Source organism: Enterovibrio coralii (assembly GCF_001559595.1).
GTDB lineage: Bacteria > Pseudomonadota > Gammaproteobacteria > Enterobacterales > Vibrionaceae > Enterovibrio > Enterovibrio coralii.
On record NZ_LNTY01000029.1, the window covers coordinates 102,282 to 125,245 of the forward strand.

Genomic DNA, 22,964 nt, shown 5'->3' on the forward strand with positions numbered 1-22,964 from the left:
AGAGCCTCTAATCGAAAATACAACCTCCACCCTGAGATTGAGCGTTTTTTCGCCCTCTTGCCCCTTAGAGGGCCAAAATAAGAGTATTTCGTGATTTATCTCGGGTTTAGACTGTGACTCTTAGTGGGGTTTTATGGTATTCTCGCTGTCTTGCACGTAGTCAACTTTGACATACTTACCTGAGGGATATTGGCTCCATGAGCGATCTTGCTAAAGAGATCACGCCCGTCAATATTGAAGAGGAGCTGAAAAGCTCATATCTAGACTACGCGATGTCTGTAATCGTGGGTCGTGCTCTTCCTGATGTGCGTGATGGTCTAAAGCCTGTACACCGCCGCGTTTTATACGCGATGAACGTACTAGGCAATGACTGGAACAAAGCATACAAAAAATCTGCCCGTGTTGTCGGCGATGTGATCGGTAAATACCACCCACACGGTGACAGCGCTGTTTACGACACCATTGTCCGTATGGCACAGCCGTTCTCGCTGCGTTACATGCTGGTTGATGGTCAAGGCAACTTCGGTTCTATCGACGGCGACTCCGCCGCTGCGATGCGTTATACCGAAGTTCGTATGGCGAAAATCGCCCACGAATTGCTGGCTGATCTGGATAAAGAAACCGTTGATTTCGTACCGAACTACGACGGCACAGAACAAATTCCAGAAGTCATGCCGACGCGAATCCCTAACCTGCTGGTAAACGGTTCTTCCGGTATTGCCGTAGGTATGGCGACCAATATTCCTCCGCACAACCTGACCGAAGTTGTAAACGGTTGTTTGGCGTATATCGAAAATGAAGACATCAGCATTGAAGAGCTGATGACGCATATTCCTGGTCCGGATTTCCCTACCGCTGCGATGATTAACGGTCGTAAAGGTATCGAAGATGCGTACCGCACCGGTCGCGGCAAAATCTACCTGCGTTCTAAAGCAGAGATTGAAGTCGAGAAGAACGGTAAAGAAACGATCGTTGTTACTGAGATCCCTTATCAAGTCAACAAAGCACGTTTGATCGAGAAGATCGCGGAGCTGGTTAAAGATAAGAAGATCGAAGGTATCAGCGCACTGCGCGACGAGTCTGACAAAGACGGTATGCGTATTGTTATCGAGTGTAAGCGTGATGCAGTAGGTGAGGTTATCCTCAACAACCTGTACGCTCAGACTCAACTTCAGACTTCTTTCGGTATCAACATGGTTGCGCTGGACAATAACCAGCCACGCTTGTTCAACCTGAAAGACATGCTGAAGTGCTTCGTGAACCACCGCCGTGAAGTGGTGACGCGTCGTACTATTTATGAACTGCGTAAAGCGCGCGATCGTGCACATATCCTCGAAGGTCTGGCGATTGCTCTGGCGAATATCGATGAAATCATCGATATGATCCGCAATGCGCAAACCCCAGCGATTGCTCGAGAAGAGCTGCAAAAACGTGGTTGGGATCTTGGCACTGTAGCAGCAATGCTGGAAGCGACTGGCGTTGACGCTGCGCGCCCAGAATGGCTGGACGACGAGTTCGGTGTTCGTGACGGTAAGTACTACCTGACTGAACAACAAGCGCAAGCAATCCTGGATCTGCGTCTGCACAAACTGACGGGTCTTGAGCACGAGAAGATCTAGATGAGTACAAAGAGCTGCTGGCATTGATCGGCGAGCTGATGCTTATCCTGTCTAGCCCTGAGCGTCTGATGGAAGTTATCACTGAAGAGTTGGTAGCAGTCCGTGACGGTTACGGTGATGAGCGTCGTACAGAAATTACAGCTGCAAGTGCAGACATTGACATCGAAGACCTGATCAACCAGGAAGACGTTGTTGTTACCCTGTCTCACGAAGGTTATGTGAAGTATCAGCCTCTGTCTGATTACGAAGCACAACGTCGTGGCGGTAAAGGTAAGTCTGCGACTCGCATGAAAGAAGAAGACTACATTGAGCGTCTTCTGGTCGCGAATACACACGACACCATTTTGTGTTTCTCAAGCCGTGGTCGTATGTACTGGCTGAAAGTGTATCAATTGCCGCTGGCATCACGTACTGCACGTGGTAAGCCAATTGTTAACCTTCTGCCGCTTGAGCAGGACGAGCGCATCACTGCGATTCTGCCTGTGAAAGAATACTCAGAAGACAAATTTGTCTTCATGGCAACCGGTGACGGTACCGTTAAGAAGACGCCGCTGACAGACTTCAGCCGTCCTCGTAGCGCAGGTATCATCGCGGTGAACCTACGTGACGGTGACTCACTGATCGGCGTAGATATCACTAACGGTGACAACGACATCATGCTGTTCTCGAAGTCGGGCAAAGTTGTTCGCTTCAATGAAGGTCAAGTGCGTGGCATGGGCCGTACCGCAGCAGGTGTTCGTGGTATCAAACTGGCAGAAAACGACAAAGTTGTTTCTCTGATTGTTCCTCACAACGACGGTGATGTACTGACAGTAACTGAGAACGGTTACGGTAAGCGTACTGAGCTTGTTGAGTACCCAGCTAAGAGCCGTGCAACACAAGGTGTTGTATCTATCAAGGTCTCTGAGCGTAATGGTTGTGTGGTAGGTGCAGTTCAGGTTGAATCAGGCGATGAATTCATGATGATCACCAACGGTGGTACTCTGGTTCGTACGCGTGTTTCTGAAGTAAGCCAAGTTGGCCGTAACACGCAAGGTGTTACCCTGATCCGTACATCAGAAGGCGAGAAAGTGGTTGGTCTTCAACGTATCGATGAGCCGGATGAAGAAATCCTGCCTTTGGAAGACGGTGAAGAAACCTCTGTAGAAGCGACGACTGACGCAACCGCAGAAGCAAAACCAGAATCTTCTGAAGAAGCACCAAAAGAAGACGACGGCGAAGAGTAATTCTCTCCGCAAGAGCACTTTGTCTATAGAAAACGCAGCATTGGCTGCGTTTTTTTTATCACCTTTCTAAATCAAGCAGTAACGGAACACGAATTGTCGTTTCAATCGCGTCCAAAAGGTGATAAAACAAAATGAACAGATTTTGCGCGACGAGAGTTTGGTTTCCGGTTTTAGTGAAGTGGTCACCCACACATCGTTGGCACAGAGTAAATTAGAACATCATAAATAAGCGATAAAACGCAGGAGCATTCTGAAATCATGGAAAAGGTCTATAACTTCTCGGCTGGCCCGGCAATGTTGCCTGAGGCTGTTCTAGCAAAAGTTCAAGCAGAGCTGACGGACTGGAACGGTTCCGGTACTTCCGTAATGGAAGTATCGCACCGCGGGAAGCCGTTTTTAGCTGTTGTTGCTGAAGCCGAGAAAAACCTCCGTGAATTGCTGTCTATCCCTGACAACTACCACGTTTTGTATGCTCAAGGCGGTGCGCGTGCGCAGTTTGCTGCCGTACCGATGAACCTTCTGGGTAATAACACCATCGCAGACTACATTGACGGTGGTTACTGGGCGGCAAGTGCTGTTCAAGAAGCGAAAAAATACTGCACGCCGAACGTGGTTAACGTGAAAACGGAAATCGACGGCAAGCGTGCGGTGTTGCCAGCAAAGAACTGGAAACTAAGCAGTGATGCGGCATTCGTTCACTTCTGCCCAAATGAAACGATTGATGGCATTGAAATCCGCGATTTACCAGAAACGGACAAACCTATTGTTGCTGACATGTCTTCGACGATTCTGTCTCGTCCAATCGACGTTTCGCAATACGGTGTGATTTACGCAGGTGCGCAAAAGAACATCGGTCCTGCGGGCATCACGCTGGTGATTGTACGCGACGACTTGCTGGGTAAAGCGAAAGATTACCTACCGAACATCCTGAATTACAAGACCTTGGTAGATAAGGAATCTATGTTTAACACGCCGCCGACCTTTGGTTGGTATCTGGCGGGTGAAGTCTACAAATGGCTGAAAGAGCAAGGTGGCGTGGAAGCGATGCAGAAGAAAAATGAAGCAAAAGCAGCGTTGCTTTACGACTTCATTGATTCGTCTTCTTTCTACGTGAACAACATCCACCCAGACAACCGCTCGTTGATGAACGTACCGTTCCAATTGGCAAACCCAGAGCTGGATGAGAAGTTCTTGGAAGAGTCTGATGCCCAAGGTCTGAAAGCACTGAAAGGTCACCGTGATGTAGGTGGTATGCGTGCGTCTATCTACAATGCGATGTCATTGGAAGGTGTGCAGGCACTGGTTGTATTCATGAAAGCCTTTGAAGCGCAAAACGCTTAATGCTTGATAGAGTAAATAGAAAAGCCGTCGAAAGACGGCTTTTTTGTACCCGCTAAACACGCACCAGCTTTTTGAGTTTCGTTTTGACTGAGCGCCAGTGCGTCACTGGAATGGGGGGATTTTACTTGTGAGAAAATCGATGTCTTCCTGTGTCGGTGAAACCCTTCCACCGTGTGCGAGCATGATGGAGTTCGTTTGCAGCGAAAACACCTTGTCGAGTGACGCTTTGTAACGGTTTGGATAAAACACGGGAAAGGGGGGTATAAATCTGCCTTTTACCGTGACCATCAAATCAGCAACGTAAACAGTGCTGCTGGCTGCGTGATACAAGGAAATGTCTCTGTCCGTGTGGCCTGGGGTTTCCAATACTTGCCAGTCAGGAAAATCAGGAATGGCGTCACCGTCTTTCAAATACACATCGGCATGTAGACGTCGGCTATACCATACGCGTTTAGGTGCCTTACCCATGCGCTTTGCCATCCATTTCGCCAACGCGATATCAGTCCAATGCATCATGATGCCATCGAAACCTTTGTACCAATCTTGGTCAGCAATACCGGTAGCAATGCGACAACCCGTAATACTACGAAGACGGTGCGCGCCGCCCGCATGATCAGGGTGCATATGGGTGACGATAATCCAGTTTAAATCCTCGATGGGACGGCGGAGGGTATTTTTTATAAAAGCCAACACCGCTCCTACGTCAGCACGGCTGCACCCATCGAGGAGCATCAAACCATGTTGATACTCAACGAGGTAGATAGATTGAATGTATCCCTCGATATGATGAAGCGTGTGATCGGCATTTGCTTGTACTTGGGTCACTAAGAACTCCTTTCTCATCTGACCAGTATGAGTATACAGAAATGATGACAAATTTGTTGTCGATGTTTTATCCCTGTTAAATGTGTGCGTTCTTTAATCAGTTGGCGCAAGCGTTTGCCGCAAACGATTGCTTTTTGTTTTTTCACTCCTAAAATGGCGCAACTTTCCTTCGCTACTTTCGCTTTTCTGTCTAAAAGCTCTGAGTAACAGCAATCACAGAGCAAAGCTTTTTGACCACTCAATGCCCAGTCAGCGCATTGAGGATTGCGACTTTTTACAGGTATTGATGCCATGACTTCTTCTCGCACTAACGATAAAGTTCGCCCGTCTGAATTGGTTTATCGTCTCGATGACAAACCGCCTCTGCCCCAGACGTTGTTTGCTGCGGTTCAGCACCTGCTGGCCATGTTTGTCGCTGTGGTTACGCCTTCTCTCATTATTTGCCAAACTTTAGGGTTGCCAGCGTCTGATACAAACACCATTGTGAGCATGTCTTTGTTCGCTTCTGGATTGGCGTCTTTCATTCAAATTCGTACGTTTGGCCCGCTGGGTTCCGGTCTGCTTTCGATTCAAGGCACCAGCTTTAACTTCTTAGGTCCAATCATTGGTGCGGGTCTGGCGATGAAAGCGGGCGGCGCGACCGTCGAGGCCATGATGGCCGCGATTTTCGGCACCATCATGGTGGCGTCGATGACAGAAGTCTTCCTAAGCCGAGTTCTCGAACATGCACAGCGCGTCATCACCCCGCTGGTATCGGGCATCGTTGTAACCTTGATTGGTTTAACGCTTATCCAAGTTGGCCTAACGTCAATGGGTGGCGGTTATGCGGCGATTGAAAATGGCACCTTTGGTGATCTGAAGAACTTGCTTCTAGCTGGCTCAGTACTGGGTGTGATTGTTCTACTGAATCGCATTAACAATCCATACTTGCGCGTGTCTTCCATTGTGATTGCCATGACCGTCGGCACATTGATTGCGTTTGCATTGGGCATGGTTAACACCGCTCCGGCAAACGATGTCGACTTCTTTGCGGTGCCAGTGCCTATGCAATATGGTTTGTCTTTCGACGTGGGTTTGCTGGTGCCATTGATCATTGTTTTCTTGGTCACTTCACTGGAAGCCATTGGTGATATCACTGCTACGTCGGAGACGTCAGAACAACCTGTTTCTGGCCCAGTCTACATGCGTCGTATCAAAGGTGGTGTTCTGGCAGATGGTGTGAACTCTGCATTGGCGGCAGTGCTAAACAGTTTCCCTAACTCTACATTCAGCCAAAACAACGGCATCATCCAGCTAACAGGTGTGGCGAGCCGCTACATTGGTTATTTCATTGCCGGTATGTTGGTGCTTCTTGCTTGATGCCAGGCGTGGCAACCATGGTGCAGTTGATTCCTGAACCGGTTCTTGGCGGCGCAACCATCGTGATGTTCGGTACCATTGCTGCATCAGGTATCCGCATCATTTCACGCTGTGAACTGAACCGTCGTGCCATCCTTATCATGGCGTTGTCATTCTCAATGGGTCTGGGTATCGCACAGAAACCAGAAATCCTGCAATTTATGCCTGAGTGGATTAAAAACATTCTGTCTTCAGGTATGGCAGCGGGCGGCTTGACGGCCATCATCCTGAACTTGGTGTTGCCAATCGAAGATTCCAAAGACAACGAGAAGTAAGATCTTGCCAAAAAGGGCAGGGCGACATGGTTCGTTCTGCCCTTTTCTTTACTAAATAAACGCAATCCCCACCTCTCACTTTCGACAACCTGTTTCTATACTGAGAAACTGGAGGTGTCGTTATGTCAAACCATTCAGATTCCAGCAATTTTGAATCCGTACCCTCTGGGACTTCTGCGGAAAATGAACACCAAGACGACTCGCTGACAACGGCCAGTAATGCTAAACCTTGTTGCCAATATCTCGATCCTGACGGGGAGGTTCACCAATGTCATGAGCCTGCTGGCGAATCGGGTTTTTGCTTTTGGCACGATGAGAACGCGCCTAAAGACGGTGATGATGTTAAGCCCCGTTTGGAAGAATACGCAAAGAGGGGCGGCCTGTTGCGCGGCATTGTAGTCAAGAGAGCTGACCTGCGTGATGTGAACTTGGTGAAGCATGGACCGGGTGGTGGGTATGATCTCAGTTATGCCAACTTTTATCGTTCGAACATGACGAACGCTCACCTGTTTAACGCAAAGTTTGATAACGGCAGTTTGATGAAGGCAGATCTTCATGACGCTAACATCCACTGTGCCAGCTTCATCAATTGTAACCTGCTCGGGGTTAAGCTCACTGACACCAAGATAGATAACATCAAAATTGGGCATACTCTTCAGCAAGAAGCGGAAGGGCGGATTGCCGAAAAACAGAGGGACATGGAAAAAGCTCTCGACCTCTACGAGCAATCAGAAGAGATATACCGAGACCTAAGGAAAGCCTCTGAGGCCCAGGGGATTTTCACCATGGCAGGCTATTTTCTTCAAAAAGAACTGACAATGCGTCGTTTCCAGATGCCTATGTACTCAACGCAAAGGGCAATGTCGAAGACGGTGGATTTGTTTTGTGGGTACGGTGAAAGCCCCATTCGCGTTATCTTCTTTTCCCTCGCATTGATACTGCTTTGCGCCATTATTTATTTTTATATGGGCATTCAGTATGCAGGAGAATATGTTGGGTACGCGGCAAGCCAGAGTTTAGAAAGCAATTTTTGGGCATTTTCTGATTGCCTCTACTACAGCGTGGTGACCTTTACGACGCTGGGCTACGGCGACTTTATACCGATAGGAATGTCGAGATTGGTGGCCGCTACAGAAGCATTCACTGGTAGTTTCACCATCGCACTGTTCGTCGTTGTGTTCGTTAAGAAGATGACACGCTAACCCACTGACGGGTAAATAAGAAGAAAACTGCACATCAGAGCAGCTGAGGGTAGCGACTCGGCTGCTTTTTCGTTATTGTCAGGGTACGAAACAATAAGGATCATGAAGTTCAGATGGAGCAGTTGACGTTACAACCAATTTCTAAGATTAACGGAGAGGTTAATCTTCCGGGCTCAAAGAGTGTTTCAAACCGAGCACTTCTTCTCGCCGCTTTTGCTAAAGGCACCACCCGTCTTACCAACCTACTCGACAGTGATGACATTCGTCACATGCTCAACGCACTGGCGAAACTGGGCGTGAGCTATCGACTTTCTGACGACAAAACCGTTTGTGAAGTAGATGGATTAGGCGGTGCATTCAACACATCTGAACCGCAAGAACTGTTTTTGGGTAACGCAGGCACAGCGATGCGTCCACTGGCTGCTGCACTTTGTCTTGGCAAAGGCGAGTACGTGCTGACGGGCGAGCCTCGCATGAAAGAGCGTCCTATCGGTCACCTAGTAGATGCAATGCGTGACGTGGGTGCTGACGTCACCTATCTGGAAAACGAAAACTATCCGCCACTTCGTATCGTGAGCAAAGATATCGCGGGCGGTAGTGTAGAAATTGATGGTTCAATCTCAAGCCAGTTCCTGACGGCCTTCTTGATGACGGCCCCGCTATTTAGCGGTGACACAGATATCCGAATCAAGGGCGACTTGGTGTCTAAGCCGTACATTGATATCACGCTGCACATCATGGCGCAGTTTGGTGTTGAAGTGGTGAATGACAACTACCAAACCTTCCGCGTGAAAGGCAACCAAACCTATGTTTCTCCAGGCGAATTCCTCGTTGAAGGCGATGCGTCTTCTGCGTCTTACTTCCTTGCCGCTGCTGCGATCAAAGGCGGTGAAGTGAAAGTAACGGGTATCGGTAAGAAAAGCATTCAAGGTGATGTGCAATTTGCTGACGCACTGGCAGCAATGGGCGCCGAAATCGAATGGGGTGATGACTATGTTATCGCGCGTCGTGGGGAGTTGAAGGCGGTAGACTTGGATTTCAACCACATCCCTGACGCGGCAATGACAATTGCAACCACCGCACTTTTCGCTGAAGGCACTACCGCAATTCGCAATGTATATAACTGGCGTGTAAAGGAAACTGACCGCTTGGCTGCGATGGCGACAGAGCTCAGAAAAGTGGGTGCTGAGGTAGAAGAGGGTGATGATTACATCACCATTACCCCGACGGCCAACCTCAAACATGCCGCGATTGACACCTATGATGACCACCGAATGGCGATGTGCTTCTCGCTAGTGGCGTTGAGCGATACGCCAGTGACCATTAACGATCCTAAGTGTACGTCGAAGACATTCCCTGACTACTTTGACAAATTATCAGCACTTGCGGAAAGTTAACGTTCCGCATAGTGAGAAAAAGAGAAAATAGGTCGCATCGCCGACCTGTTTTTTTTTCTGAGACTTCCCTATAATACGCCCCCGATTCTTTGAAGCAGTTATTCGTCTCTGACGAAAGTGCATTTCGCGCTAACTGCTTCGGACGTAAACGATTTGGAGAAGTCTATGTCTACCCAAGCACCTGTGATTACCGTTGACGGCCCAAGCGGCGCCGGAAAAGGTACCCTTTGCATGCTGTTAGCAGAGAAGCTGGGCTGGCATTTGCTCGACTCTGGCGCGATTTATCGTGTTTTGGCATTGGCGGCTATCCACCATGGTGTGGACACCGAGTCAGAAGACGCGCTAGTACCGCTGGCTGCGCACCTAGACGTGCAGTTTAAAGCGGAAGGTGAGCTGGTTAAGGTCATCCTTGAAGGCGAAGACGTATCGGGTGAACTTCGTAAAGAAGAAACCGGTATGGCTGCGTCAAAAGTTGCAGCACTTCCTCGTGTTCGTGAAGCATTGTTGCGTCGTCAACGTGCATTCGCAGAAGCACCAGGTCTGGTGGCTGATGGTCGTGATATGGGTACCGTTGTATTCCCGCAAGCGGAAGTGAAAATCTTTCTGGACGCAAGCGCGGAAGAACGTGCGCAACGCCGCATGAACCAGTTGCAACTGAAGGGGTTAGATGTTAACTTTGACCGCCTTTTAAGCGAAATTCAGGAACGTGATGATCGTGACCGCAACCGTGCTGTTGCGCCATTGCGTCCCGCTGAAGACGCGCTGGTGCTTGACTCTACCTCTCTCAACATTGAGCAGGTGTTGGAGCAAGCATTGGCCTATATTGAAAGTAGATTGACCGTTGCTTCTTGAAGCAGCGGTGCAAGCCGTTGGTCGCAAGGATGATGACCGACATTAATATCAACCCCACGCGGTAGGATACCCGTGGACGTTTAAAATTGAAGATCAAATTAATGACTGAATCTTTTGCTTCACTCTTTGAAGAGTCTCTTAAAGAGCTAGAAACCCGCCCAGGTGCGATCGTTAAAGGTACTGTAGTAGCTATCGAGAACGGTTACGTTCTGGTTGACGCAGGCCTTAAGTCTGAGTCTTCTATCCCAGCTGAGCAGTTCAAAAACGCTGCTGGCGAGCTAGAAATCGAAGTTGGTGCTGAAGTAGACGTAGCACTTGACGCGATCGAAGATGGTTTCGGTGAAACTCAACTGTCTCGTGAAAAAGCGAAACGTCACGAAGCTTGGATCCAACTGGAGAAAGCTTACGAAGACGCTGAAACTGTTATCGGTGTTATCAACGGTAAAGTTAAAGGTGGCTTCACTGTAGAACTGAACGGCATCCGCGCGTTCCTGCCAGGTTCACTGGTAGACGTTCGTCCAGTACGTGACACTGCTCACCTGGAAGGCAAAGAGCTGGAGTTCAAAGTTATCAAGCTGGACCAGAAGCGCAACAACGTTGTTGTTTCTCGTCGTGCTGTTATCGAATCTGAAAGCAGCGTTGAGCGTGATGAACTGCTGGCTTCTCTGCAAGAAGGCATGGAAGTTAAAGGTATCGTTAAGAACCTGACCGACTACGGTGCATTCGTAGATCTGGGCGGTGTTGACGGCCTGCTGCACATCACTGACATGGCTTGGAAACGCGTTAAGCACCCATCAGAAATCGTTAACGTAGGTGACGAGATTCTGGTTAAAGTTCTGAAGTTCGATCGTGACCGCACTCGCGTATCTCTGGGTCTGAAGCAACTTGGCGAAGATCCATGGGTAGCAATTGCTAACCGTTACCCAGAAGGCCACAAGCTGACTGGTCGTGTAACTAACCTGACTGACTACGGCTGCTTCGTTGAAATCGAAGAAGGCGTTGAAGGTCTGGTACACGTTTCTGAAATGGACTGGACTAACAAGAACATTCACCCATCTAAAGTTGTTAACGTGGGTGACGAAGTTGAAGTTATGGTTCTGGATATCGACGAAGAGCGTCGTCGCATCAGCCTGGGTCTGAAGCAATGTAAGAACAACCCATGGCAGATGTTTGCAGAAATGCAAAACAAAGGCGATCGCGTAACTGGTAAGATCAAGTCTATCACTGACTTCGGTATCTTCATCGGTCTGGAAGGCGGTATCGACGGTCTGGTTCACCTGTCTGACATTTCTTGGAATGTTGCAGGCGAAGAAGCTGTTCGCGACTTCAAGAAAGGCGACGAAATCTCTGCAGTTGTTCTGCAAGTTGACGCTGAGCGTGAGCGCATCTCACTAGGCATCAAGCAGATGGAAGAAGACCCATTCAACAACTACATGGCTGACAACAAAAAAGGCGCTGTAGTTAAGGGTAAAGTAACTGCTGTTGACGCTAAAGGCGCAACTGTTGAGCTGGCTGAAGGTGTTGAAGGTTACCTGCGTGCTTCTGAAGCATCACGTGACCGCGTTGAAGACGCTACTCTGGTTCTGGCTGTTGGCGACGAAGTTGAAGCGAAGTTCACCGGTGTTGACCGTAAGAACCGCGTAATCAACCTGTCTGTACGCGCTAAAGACGAAGCAGAAGAGCAAGAAGCAATGGCAACTCTGAACAAAGCTGACGACGCTGCGTTCGGTAACGCTATGGCTGACGCTTTCAAAGCTGCGAAAAGCGAATAATAATGTGAACTGAGGGGGAAAAATTCCCCCTCTACAGTTATACTGTTGAGAAACATACTAAAAGCGGGGTGATCATGACGAAGTCTGAGTTGATCGAAAGACTGTGTAGTCAACAAACCCATCTTTCTGCCAAACAGGTAGAAGATGCCATCAAGGAAATCCTTGAACACATGGCCACTACACTCGAGGAAGGTGACCGAATCGAGATTCGTGGTTTTGGTAGTTTCTCTTTGCATTATCGCGCTCCTCGTGTTGGACGCAATCCAAAGACTGGTGACAAAGTTGAGCTCGACGGCAAGTACGTCCCTCACTTCAAACCAGGCAAGGAGCTTCGCGACCGAGTTAATCTTTAACGGTTGATTCGATTCTGAATAAAAAAACGGCATGCGCTACGTATGCCGTTTTTTTTATGCCTGTTAGAATGGTCTGACAAGCCAAATTACTGCATAATCACACATAAACTGTCTGGCAAGTTACTGACATATTCATCAATTGAGTGTCATGGGCCGGAAAAAATAAAGAGGGAGTGACAGTGAAGATTATTGGCATCATATTACTCGTCGTGAGTTTTCTCGTAGCACTGGCTTTAGGGACACAAAATCAAGAAGTGGTGAACTTCAACTACCTGCTTGCACAGGGTGAGTTCAAACTGTCACTACTGCTAGGCATCGTATTTGGCACGGGCTTCCTGCTTGGCTGGTTGATTTGCGGCATGCTTTACCTCAAAGCAAGAATGTCGGCTTCAATGCTGAGAAAGCAAGTTAATAAGCAACGCCAAGAGTTGGATAAGCTGCGCACGGACCCGGTTAAGGAATAACAGTAAATGCTTGAGCTGTTGTTTCTATTGTTACCAATCGCCGCCGGTTATGGCTGGTATATGGGCAATAGGAATGCTCGTCATCGTCGACAGGATCAGTCTCACCACCTTTCAAGGCAATATGTCGCAGGTTTGAATTTGCTGTTGTCAGATCAGTCTGACAAAGCAGTAGATTTGTTTATTGAGCTGCTACAAGTCGACAACGAGACGATAGATACTCATCTTGCACTCGGGAACCTATTCCGTTCACGCGGAGAGGTCGACCGCGCTATTCGTATTCACCAAAATCTTATCGCTCGCCCCAACCTAACCATTGATCAACGTAATCTCGCACTTCAACAATTGGCCAAAGACTATATGGTCGCGGGCTTTTTTGATCGTGCTGAAAAAATCTTCCATCAACTCGTCGATGAGCCGGACTACAAACAGTTCGCGCTGCAACAACTCCTCGCGATCTACCAACAAACCCGAGAATGGGAAAAGGCCATTGATACAGCCAGTCGCCTAGTTAGGTCTGGCAAGACCAAGCTTAAGCGCGACATTTCTCACTTCTACTGTGAACTCGCGATGCAGGCACTGGGTGATGAGGATGAAAGAACTGCCCGCCAGCTTCTGAAAAAAGCACTCTCAAACGATAAGGCGTGTGTACGCGCGTCTCTCATGCTGGCTCGTATCGACATTGAAAATGAAGACTATAAAGATGCGATTAAGGCACTTGAACATATTCTTGAGCAAGATCCTGAGTTCATCAGTGAGGCATTGCCGTTGCTTGATAAGTGCTACCAGCACTTGGATAAAGAAATGGCTTTGGTTCGATTCCTCAAAAGCTGTTTGGAAAAGAACACAGGTGCGACAGCAGAATTGATGATGTCTGATGTGATTAATTCACATGAGAATGCGGCAATGGCACAGAGCTTCCTGACGCGTCAGCTTGTAAAAAATCCAACGATGAAAGGCTTCCACAAACTGATGGAGCTGCACGTTGAGCAAGCGGAAGAAGGTCGTGCAAAAGTCAGTTTGAACACATTAAAACATCTCGTAGAAGAGCAATTAAAAGTTAAGCCTCACTATCGTTGCCGTAAGTGTGGTTTTTCTACCCATTCTTTGTATTGGCATTGTCCATCATGCAAAGGCTGGGGATCGATTAAGCCTATTAAAGGTCTAGACGGAGAGTAAGTAGGAATGCAGGACCCAAAAGTAATTGTTGCTTTGGATTACCCAAACATTGATCAGGCACTGGCGTTTGTTGATCGTATTGAGCCAGGCAGTTGTCACCTGAAAGTGGGTAAAGAGATGTTTACCTTGTATGGTCCTGATTATGTGCGCAAGCTTCATGAACGTGGCCATACCGTTTTTCTGGACCTGAAATTCCACGATATCCCTAACACGTGTGCGCGCGCTGTTGCGGCAGCCGCTGAGCTGGGCGTATGGATGGTAAACGTGCACGCAAGTGGCGGTGAGCGCATGATGGTCGCTGCACGCGAGGCATTAGAACCGTATGGTAAAGACAAGCCTCTGCTGATCGGTGTGACTGTGCTGACTAGCATGGAACAAAGCGATCTGGCAGGTATTGGTATTAGCCGTGAGCCACAAGAGCATGTGATGTCGCTGGCGACGTTGACCCGTAACAGTGGCCTTGATGGTGTTGTGTGCTCTGCACACGAATCAAGCATGCTGAAAAATGCGTTGGGCCAAGAGTTCAAACTGGTGACACCTGGCATTCGTCCTGCTGGTTCTGACGCAGGCGATCAACGCCGTATCATGACCCCAGTGGAGGCGGTAACTGCAGGGTCTGATTACTTGGTGATTGGCCGCCCAATCACGCAGGCCGCAGACCCGATGCAGGTGTTGACCGACATCAACGCGTCTCTGCGTTAATTAAGAAAACCGCCGTTTAGGCGGTTTTTTTCTGCGTTTTATTCCTCATAAAAGCTCCTCTCTTTCTGTAATCACTCCTTACGTTTCATTTTCTCTTTACTTGCTTCGCATGTATCACCGTTATGTACAAAAGGTTGCGTAATATAGTGTTTTTTCAATTTATTGATGAATTAGTATTTGCTGAGAAAATGAAAAGGAGTTCTTAATGCGAAAGATTATCTACCCCTTTGTTCTTGCAGGATTGGTTGGCTGCCAGACGACCTCACAAGCTCCCGTCCCAAATGACCCAAGCTGGCATGTTGGCCAACTAGAGAATGGAATGACCTACCATATTTATCCTTCAGATAAGGATGATGCAGTCTCTGTTCGGTTGGCGTTCAATGTCGGTAGCCTCCAAGAAACGGATGCACAGTTAGGTTACGCGCACTTTCTTGAACATATGGCTTTCAATGGTTCTACTCACTTCGACAACAACGATATTGATGCGTATTTCAGCAGCATTGGGGTGACGATGGGCCATGGAGCGAATGCTTTCACTGGCGAATATCAAACCGTCTATTTTGTCGACCTACCTAATAAATCGAGCTTAGACAGATCAATGACGTGGTTTGCGGATATTGCATATGGCCTCAATCTGGATGCAAAAGCCATAGATGGGGAGATTGGCGTTGTCTACGGTGAGTGGCTGCATAGGGCTGGCGAAGGAAAGCCTTATGGGCAAGCAATCTATGAACACATTGCATCTCAAAGCCAGTTGGGTAGCCGTAAACCAATTGGTACGGACGTCAGCATTAAATCTGTAAACAAAGAAAAGCTGACTGAATTTTATGAGAAGTGGTACCAGCCTCAACTTGCACATATCGTCGTATCCGGCGATGTAAAGCAACAGGAAGTGATTGACCTACTGAAAGAAAAGTTTGGTATTTGGGAGAAGGGCACGACGCCAAATCCAGAGCGTTACACTGCACCATCTTTTACTTCGGAACCCGTCTTATTGCACGATTCGGGAGCTGATGGTGCATCGACCGCGTACGTGTTTGACCTAGGGCCAGCCGCTATTTCTAATGAAGAGGAGCTATACGAGGACTGGGCGGAAGATGCGGTTTTATCTCTGATTAACAAAGAAATATCTGAAACCATGGTTGGCATTACAGGTAACGCTGAAGGCGCGCAGGTTTATGTTCTAGCTGCGGGTAATCGTGAATACTTGGTCATCAGAGCCGCGTTTCCTAGCGAAATGAGAGATGACGTGCAATCTGCCGTATCTCGAAAAATCGCTAACCTCAGAGATGTTTCAACAAGCGAAGAGGAAGTTGGCTCACTACGCTGGTATCCCAACTTCAAAAATTACGTGTTAGAGGCTGATGCCAACGTTACGACGAAAGAGCGAACAGATTTTTACTTAAACGGATTATTAACTGCGTATCCGGTGCAATCTGTCGATGAAATGATGGATTTACGCCTTGCGTGGTCTAGGTATCTAACGAGAGAAAAATTTAATCACCATAAGCGGACCTTACTAAGTTCTCCTGCCACTATCTATGCGTTCTATACCAAAGATGAAACGGTGCACCAAGTAGATAAAAGTGTTGAGGTCGCAAACAATCTTTTGCTTGAAAAAGGGAAGAGTAACCAGTCAAAAGGAAAGCAATTCCTTGCCAGTGCAACAGGTAGCGGGGAAGTAGTTGCTGAACGCATCATTGGTAAAGACTTGTATGTTTGGTCCCTAAGCAATGGAATGGAAGTCTGGTACCAGGACAACCCTAAAGCGGGTGACGAAGTGCGTATGGCAATTGGCGCAAAGGGTGGGCGCTCGCTGCTTACATCTGACTTGAACGGCGCCAGCTATTTGCTGTTTGACTCGCTTGTTCTTTCGGGAGTGGCAGGACTAAACGCTCAAGAGCTTCTGATCTACATTAACGACCGCGGCTTAGGCGTTTGGCAAGACATCACACCAACCCGTCATGCATTTCATGCCTTTGCGTATAGGCAAAATCTCAATGACGTTCTTGTGCTAATGCACCATGCGTTAAGCGAGCCTAACTTTGATGAGAAAGCACTAAAGCTTGCAAAAAGTAAGCTCACGCAAGAAGCCTATACCTTTGCCAATTCCAGCAATGGCATCTTTGACCAAGGTGTATTTAATTGGCTAAGAGGTGATAACGGTGCCTACCAATTTGCATCGGCAGGCGATGTGATGCTGACTTCAGTTGAACAGCTAGAGTCGGTTCACAGAGCGTTTTTCAATAAAGGTAACGCGCCAGCACTCTACATTTCTGCAAATGTTGATGCAAACCGATTGAAGCGTGCCGTTGCGAAGAATATCGCGAGCATTCAGTTGAAAGAAGATGCGGGTATTCCCACTAACACGCAGCAAAGTCAGTGGGCAAAAGATGTTTCCCCTGTGCTAAGTACGAGTAGTGAAGAGAAGAATAAAGCGTTGTCGGCATTGTACGTTCTAAGTGATGTGCAAAATGATAGAGATGCTAAAACCGTATTTATCGATGAAATGATAAATCGAATAGCAGATATGAGGACGTTCAACGAAGTTAGAGAAGCTCAGTCGCTGACCTACACACCAAGTGTCTGGGAGTTGTCTGTCGACAATGAAGCCAAGACTGGATGGGGGTTTGCGGCAGTCGTGGAGCCTACGAATGCTAAACGTGCCACTGAAGCATTTGAGGAAATAGTGGCTGACTTGGGTAAAGGCATCTCTGTTGCTGAATTTGACGCTGTATCCAAACAGGTTAGAGAGGCAATGCAAGACAATGATGTGAATGCTGATGCCCAAACGAACATGTACAGTCGCTACTTGTTCAATGGCTGGGGTGTTGACGCATTATTAGACGTTGATAAGACCGTAGAGAGCATTACCTATGACGACGTCAATGACCGAGTCAAATCGATCTTTGGCGCGAATAGTAAGCTTGTGAAAGGCTATAACATGCCTCAAGGCGAGTTTGCACCTGAATAGATTGGATTCTGAAACCAAAAGCCCTGCATCAGCAGGGCTTTTTTATGCGACGTTGTAGCGAGAGCGCCTGTCCATGGTCGGTGCCGTAAAGTGGCTTTCGATAAGACGCTGGGTGAGGGCATTTTCTGGCGCGGAGAAAATCTCCTGTGTGGTACCTGACTCCACCACTTCGCCATTTTGCATCACCATCACTTTATCAGAGATGTGCTTAACCACGCCCATGTGCTGCGATACATAGATGTAGGACAGCCCCATCTTTTCCTGAAGCTCTAGCAAGAGGTTCAGGATTTGCGAGCGCATGGACATGTCCAAGCCATTCAATGCTTCATCGGCAACAATGACACAAGGTTGCAAGATAAGCGCACGCGCGAGCGATACACGCTGCTTTTGACCTGTCGCTAGCATCTGAGGATAGAAATACGCATGCTCAGGCAGAAGGCCAACCAAACGAAGCGTGTCCACCACACGCTTTTCGCGCTCTTGCGGCGTCATGTTTGTGTTTCGCTTCAGTGGGCTTTCCAAGATCTGACCAATTTGATTTCGCGGATTAAGCGATGTGTTGGGGTCTTGGAAGATCATTCTGATCAGCTTGCAGCGGGTCTTGTAGTCTTTTGGCTGCAAAATCTCGCCGTTTACGCGCACTTCGCCACCCGAAGGTTCAACAACCCCCGCCAGCATTTTTGCCAGCGTTGATTTGCCCGAGCCATTCTCACCAATCAGTGCCAGTGTTTCACCGGCCTCAAGAGAAAAAGATACTGGCTTCACTGCTTCAATCACGCGCTTGGTAAACAACCCCGTGCGGTAGTGATAGTTTTTACTCAAGCCTTCTACTTCAAGCAATGCGGTCATGCTTTTTGACTTCCATATTGAGCGGGAAATGGCACGCGAACTTGTGGTTCTTAATCTTTTTCGTACGAGGAACTTCTACGCATTTACGCTGCGCATACGGACAACGAGGTCCCAAACGGCAGCCAATTGGCAAGTTCTGAAGTGGCGGGATTGCACCCGGCAACGTTTCAAGTTTGCACTTATGCGGAATGTCTTTGCTGAAGTCTGGCATCGCCCTTAACAAGGCATTGGTATACGGATGATGCGGCTTTTCAAGGATCTGTTGGCGACTGGCCGACTCCACTGATTGGCCACAGTACATAACAGTAATGCGGTCTGCCCATTGGGTAACCGTGGTCAAGTCATGGCTGATCAACAAAATGGTGGTATTCGAAAGCTGGTTGGTTCGACTCAACAATCGGAATATCTGCGCTTGGGTAATCGGGTCCAAATCGTTGGTTGGTTCGTCGGCAATCAAAAGGCGAGGGCGGTTAGCAATCGCCATCGCAATCATCACTTTCTGACATTCACCGTCGGTCAGTTCATACGGGTAGCTGTTCATCACACGCTTGTGGTCTTTGATACCGACCTTGTGAAGCAGCGCGATAGATTGCTGTTTACGCCATGACAGACGTTGCCACCAACTGCCACTGAACGAACTGGATGGAATAGCTTCTTCAAGCTGATAGCCAACCTGTTCTGAAGGATCCAAACAGGTTGAAGGCTCTTGGAAGATCATCGCAATGTCTTTGCCTACCACGTGGCGACGCTCGCGCGCAGGCAGCGAAAGCAAATCGATGTTACCCAAGCGAAGGCGGTCAGCACTGACGCGCCAATTGTCTTTGGTCACGCCACAGATGGCTTTTGCGACCAAGCTTTTACCTGAGCCAGATTCACCCACGAGACCGCGAATTTCACCTTCATTGATGGTCAAACTCATACGGTCAACCGCTTTAACAGGCCCTTGAGGCGTATCGATTTCGATGGTCAGGTGTCGAATGTCTAATAACGGCATTATTCTGTCCCCGCATTAACCGCTTGGCTAATTCCATCGCCAACCAAATTGACCACTAGCACACTTACCATGATGGCAAGTCCCGGCAGTGTCACCGTCCATGGGGCTGTAAATACCAACTCAATCGAGTCACCTAGCATGGCTCCCCATTCTGGTGATGGGGCTTGCGCGCCCAATCCCAAGAAGCCAAGAGCTGCGATATCCAAAATCGCGACAGAAATAGCACGCGTTAGCTCGGTGCTGAGTGTGACGAAGATGTTTGGCAGTACAGAGTGATACAGAAGGTAAAAGCTGTTTGCACCATCCAAGCGCGCGGCCAGAATGTACTCTTTCTCCATTTCCGCATGCACCGCGGTATACACCGAGCGGATAAAACGCGGGATAAGTGCCAGCCACACTGCGAGCAAAATGTTCAGTTCGCCGGGTCCTTTAAACGCCACAACGATGATTGCCAGTAGCAAAGACGGGATAGACAACACAGTATCAAGGATGTGGTTCAGGAAGCTCGATTTGAGACCTGATGTCATACCGGCAAGAATACCGATAAGCACACCAATGATACCCGCAGCCATGGCAACGAGGAGGCATATCCAAACGTCAGGCGAGAGCCAGCAATAAGGCGTGACAGCATGTCACGAGACAAGTCATCGGTACCAAGGAAGTAATCGACGGTACCCGCGTTGTCCCATGATGGTGGCTGCAACAAATGGCCCGTTTGGAATTGCGGATCATAAGGTGTCAGCCACGGCGCAAAAATGGTGACCAGCAGGAGAACACACAGTAGCCAAAAACCGGCCACCGCCAGTGTGTTTTCTCTGAATGCTCGCCAAGCGCGTTCCAACTGGGTAGGAATGCGCTGCTCTAAATAAACGCTATTTGAGGGCATACCATTCCTTCCTTGCCAGAGGGCTAATCGCTGCGCCTGCTAGATCTGAAAATATATTGGCCAGCAACACAACGCTACCGACGGTCAACACGCCTGCTTGTACAGCGACATAATCTTTGAAACTCAGCGCATCTAGCAGCCAAGTGCCGATACCCGGCCAGTTGAAAATGGACTCGGTGATAATGGCGAACGTCATCATGGTAGAAATCTGAATACCGAACTTTGGAATGATCGGTGGCAGCGCGTTTTTCAGGCCGTGTCGCATGACAATCTCTGATTTTGAGAGGCCTTTTGTGGCGGCTGCTTTGATGTAGTTTTGGCTCATCACATCCGACACAGAGTCACGTAGCAACTTGATGATTTCTGTTGTGGGTGCCACGGCTAACACCAGCGTTGGCATAATGAGGTGGCGGATGATGTCTTCCACTGCCTGACTGCGCTGAGGGTGGTTTGACAGCATCACATCGACCAAGGCAAAGCCTGTGGTGTTTGGAATCTCAAACAACAGGTTGTAGCGACCGGAAACCGGCAGCCAGCTAGGTACAAAGAAAACAGCATGATCATCAAAATGGCCATCCAGAAGATAGGCATTGAGAAGGTCAGCAGGGTGATGGATGAAATCACGATATCAGCAGGTGAGCCGCGGCGAATGCCCGCAAGCGTTCCCAGAGGTATTCCCACAATCAGTGCCAACAGGAAGGCAAAAAAGCACAGCTCCATGGTGGCTGGGAACACTTCTGACAACGCTTGAGTGACTGGAAGTCCGTCTGCAGAGATACCTAAGTCGCCTTGCATTAACTGGCGTAGGTACTGCAACCAACCTGCCCAGAAGTCCTGCTGGTTGAATACGGAAAACGGGTCGAGCTTAACAATGTTGTAGCCGATGAGCGTCAGTATCAGCAGTGTAATGATGAAAAGATTGAGCCGGCGAATAGCATAGATCAACATAGATCAATGGCTCCTCGAAACATTTGCAAAAGATTTGTCTCCAAAAGGACTGAGATTAATACCCTGAAGGCTGGCGTTTCTCGCTTGATAATGTACGCCATGTGCGAGAGGGATAACGGGCATTCGGTCTTTTAATATGGTTTGTGCTTGCAGATATATGTCGCGTCGTTTTTCCTGAATATCTGTTGCTATTGCCGCATCTAAGTGACGATCGAAATAGCGGTTACACCAATTCGACAAATTCCAGCCTGTGAATTTGGCATTGCATGAGAGCAATGGGCGAAGAAAATTGTCAGGGTCGCCATTATCGGCAATCCAGCCAGTAAGTACCATACCTAGATCACTAATCTCGTCACGAAGCAGTTTACGATTGATGTCTTCTTGCGCAACGATGTTCACTTGGATGCCAATCATGGCCAAATTGGACTGGATCAACTCTGCTGCTTTGATAGGACTCGGGTTATAAGCTTTGGGTGTGAGTGGCACGAGAAGGTCCACACTGAAACCGTGTCGATACCCGGCTTTTGCCATCAGGCTCAGCGCAAGTTGAGGGTCAAACGCCATGCTGAGTTTTTCGTCATACGCCCAGGACATTGGCGGTAACATGCCTGTCGCGGGTGTGCCTGTACCGTGATAAACGGATTTGATTAACGTATCACGGTTGATGGCAAGGCTAATGGCCTGACGGACTTCGAGCTCAGAAAGCGCAGGATGGCGCGTATTCAATGCTAAGAAGGCGACGTTCATTCCCGTTTGCGAGGCAAGCACAAAGTCAGGGTTTTTTTCGATGACCGAAAGTTGACTGGCAACGGGGGAAGAAAGCACATCACATTCACGGGTGATGAGTTTTGCCAACGTGCCCGTACCTCGAATACTGATGTCGTAGGCGACTTGCTCCATCGGCGCAGCACCATTCCAATATCCCCAATGGCGTTTTAGGCGAATGAGCTGGTGTGGCTTGTATTCATCCAAGTGGAAAGCCCCTGAGCCAACAGGGTGCGTATCGATGCGCGAAAGTTCCCCGCTTTCAACCAGTGTTTCAGCATACTCGGCAGAATGAATGACAGCATAGGTGGTTGCCAGCGTTGATAGAAACGATACATCAGGACGTGAGAGGGTAAACTTTACCGAGTAGTCATCAAGGGCTTCGACTTTGGTGACCAGGCCTGAGAAGTCCATACTGTCGAACCAAGGATATTCGCCGCCAGAGACTTCATGAAAAGGATGCTCTGGGTCGATGAGTCGATTGAAGCTGAACACCACATCTTCGGCCATCACGCCACGGTGTGGAATAAACCAATCGGTCACTTGAAATTTGGCACTTCGGCGAAGTTTAAAGGTGTATTCCTTGCCGTCTGGGCTGACCGACCAGCTCTGTGCCAACATGGGAATGGGCTTGTAGGTGTTGGGATCTAGCTGAAGTAGCCGATCGAAGATTTGGCTTGAGAGCGCATCTGCGGTTAATCCCCCATCTGTCAGCTGGGGATTAAAGGTATTTGGTTGCCCTGGTCCGCAATAAATAAAGCCGCGGTTTCTCGCAGAGTTTTCAGAGAACGGGTCTTCACATCCTGCCAGTAGTAACACGGCAACGCTTGCGGTCAGCAAACGACGTAATGCTCTCATAAGCCAATGATTTAGTGTTCGGGTTAAGTGTCTCAATTTACCACTGAAGCGACCTTGTCACCAAGTGGTGGCGAAAAGAACAGCTCAA

Annotated in this window: 14 protein-coding genes and 5 pseudogenes; 12 read left to right on the plus strand and 7 right to left on the minus strand. The window is 48.6% G+C overall.

Going from position 1 to position 22,964, the window contains the following annotated elements:
* The first annotated feature begins 197 nt into the window (after positions 1-197).
* Positions 198-2,845: pseudogene (gene gyrA, locus ATN88_RS28235) on the plus strand (DNA topoisomerase (ATP-hydrolyzing) subunit A).
* A 258-nt stretch (positions 2,846-3,103) separates the two neighbouring features.
* Positions 3,104-4,186, plus strand: a complete 1,083-nt coding sequence (gene serC / locus ATN88_RS09230) for a 3-phosphoserine/phosphohydroxythreonine transaminase (RefSeq protein WP_067414538.1) — start codon at positions 3,104-3,106, stop codon at positions 4,184-4,186.
* A gap of 52 nt (positions 4,187-4,238) precedes the next feature.
* Here serC and ATN88_RS09235 read toward each other — a convergent pair.
* Positions 4,239-5,029, minus strand: a pseudogene (locus tag ATN88_RS09235) (MBL fold metallo-hydrolase).
* Positions 5,026-5,304 carry a hypothetical protein gene (locus ATN88_RS25800; protein ID WP_157490689.1) on the minus strand — a complete coding sequence of 93 codons (279 nt, stop codon included), beginning with the start codon at positions 5,302-5,304 and terminating at the stop codon, positions 5,026-5,028. Before ATN88_RS25800 ends, ATN88_RS09235 begins: the two are co-directional and overlap by 4 nt.
* On the opposite strand from ATN88_RS25800, the pseudogene ATN88_RS09240 reads away from it, so the two are divergent.
* The 10 genes and pseudogenes from ATN88_RS09240 (at position 5,303) to ATN88_RS09285 (ending at position 17,576) form a co-directional block, all read left to right on the plus strand.
* A pseudogene (locus ATN88_RS09240) lies at positions 5,303-6,684 on the plus strand (uracil-xanthine permease family protein). The gene ATN88_RS25800 and the pseudogene ATN88_RS09240 sit on opposite strands and share 2 nt — an antisense overlap.
* A gap of 122 nt (positions 6,685-6,806) precedes the next feature.
* Positions 6,807-7,886 (plus strand): ion channel, encoded by a 1,080-nt coding sequence (locus ATN88_RS09245; RefSeq protein WP_067414541.1) that lies wholly within the window; start codon positions 6,807-6,809, stop codon positions 7,884-7,886.
* Between the two features lie 113 nt (positions 7,887-7,999).
* A complete protein-coding gene (gene aroA, locus ATN88_RS09250; protein ID WP_067414545.1) occupies positions 8,000-9,283 on the plus strand; it encodes a 3-phosphoshikimate 1-carboxyvinyltransferase in 1,284 nt (427 codons plus the stop codon).
* Positions 9,284-9,448: 165 nt separating this feature from the next.
* A complete protein-coding gene (gene cmk / locus ATN88_RS09255) occupies positions 9,449-10,135 on the plus strand; it encodes a (d)CMP kinase (RefSeq protein ID WP_067414548.1) in 687 nt (228 codons plus the stop codon).
* Positions 10,136-10,236: 101 nt separating this feature from the next.
* Positions 10,237-11,907, plus strand: coding sequence for a 30S ribosomal protein S1 (gene rpsA, locus ATN88_RS09260; RefSeq protein WP_067414551.1), 1,671 nt, complete (start codon positions 10,237-10,239; stop codon positions 11,905-11,907).
* 74 nt (positions 11,908-11,981) lie between these two features.
* Positions 11,982-12,260, plus strand: a complete 279-nt coding sequence (gene ihfB / locus ATN88_RS09265; RefSeq protein WP_028022728.1) for an integration host factor subunit beta — start codon at positions 11,982-11,984, stop codon at positions 12,258-12,260.
* 179 nt (positions 12,261-12,439) lie between these two features.
* Positions 12,440-12,724 (plus strand): LapA family protein, encoded by a 285-nt coding sequence (locus ATN88_RS09270; RefSeq protein WP_067414554.1) that lies wholly within the window; start codon positions 12,440-12,442, stop codon positions 12,722-12,724.
* A 6-nt stretch (positions 12,725-12,730) separates the two neighbouring features.
* The gene (gene lapB, locus ATN88_RS09275) at positions 12,731-13,900 is read left to right on the plus strand and encodes a lipopolysaccharide assembly protein LapB (RefSeq protein ID WP_067414559.1); all 1,170 of its coding nucleotides are present in this window, start codon (positions 12,731-12,733) and stop codon (positions 13,898-13,900) included.
* 6 nt (positions 13,901-13,906) lie between these two features.
* Positions 13,907-14,602: an orotidine-5'-phosphate decarboxylase gene (gene pyrF / locus ATN88_RS09280; RefSeq protein ID WP_067414564.1), complete on the plus strand. Its 696-nt coding sequence runs from the start codon at positions 13,907-13,909 to the stop codon at positions 14,600-14,602.
* Positions 14,603-14,807: 205 nt separating this feature from the next.
* A complete protein-coding gene (locus ATN88_RS09285; protein ID WP_067414567.1) occupies positions 14,808-17,576 on the plus strand; it encodes a M16 family metallopeptidase in 2,769 nt (922 codons plus the stop codon).
* A 42-nt stretch (positions 17,577-17,618) separates the two neighbouring features.
* Here the strand turns inward: ATN88_RS09285 and ATN88_RS09290 are convergent, their stop codons facing one another.
* From ATN88_RS09290 to sapA, 5 genes and pseudogenes are all read right to left on the minus strand, one after another.
* Entirely contained in the window at positions 17,619-18,425 is an 807-nt protein-coding gene (locus tag ATN88_RS09290; RefSeq protein WP_067414571.1) for a peptide ABC transporter ATP-binding protein, read from the minus strand.
* The gene (locus tag ATN88_RS09295; protein WP_067414575.1) at positions 18,409-19,419 is read right to left on the minus strand and encodes a peptide ABC transporter ATP-binding protein; all 1,011 of its coding nucleotides are present in this window, start codon (positions 19,417-19,419) and stop codon (positions 18,409-18,411) included. The genes ATN88_RS09290 and ATN88_RS09295 overlap by 17 nt, the downstream gene beginning before the upstream one ends.
* Positions 19,419-20,305: pseudogene (gene sapC / locus ATN88_RS09300) on the minus strand (putrescine export ABC transporter permease SapC). Before sapC ends, ATN88_RS09295 begins: the two are co-directional and overlap by 1 nt.
* Positions 20,292-21,253 (minus strand): annotated as a pseudogene (locus tag ATN88_RS09305) (ABC transporter permease). Before ATN88_RS09305 ends, sapC begins: the two co-directional pseudogenes overlap by 14 nt.
* A 3-nt stretch (positions 21,254-21,256) precedes the next feature.
* Positions 21,257-22,876: an ABC transporter substrate-binding protein SapA gene (gene sapA, locus ATN88_RS09310; RefSeq protein WP_067414578.1), complete on the minus strand. Its 1,620-nt coding sequence runs from the start codon at positions 22,874-22,876 to the stop codon at positions 21,257-21,259.
* Between the last annotated feature and the right edge of the window lie 88 nt (positions 22,877-22,964).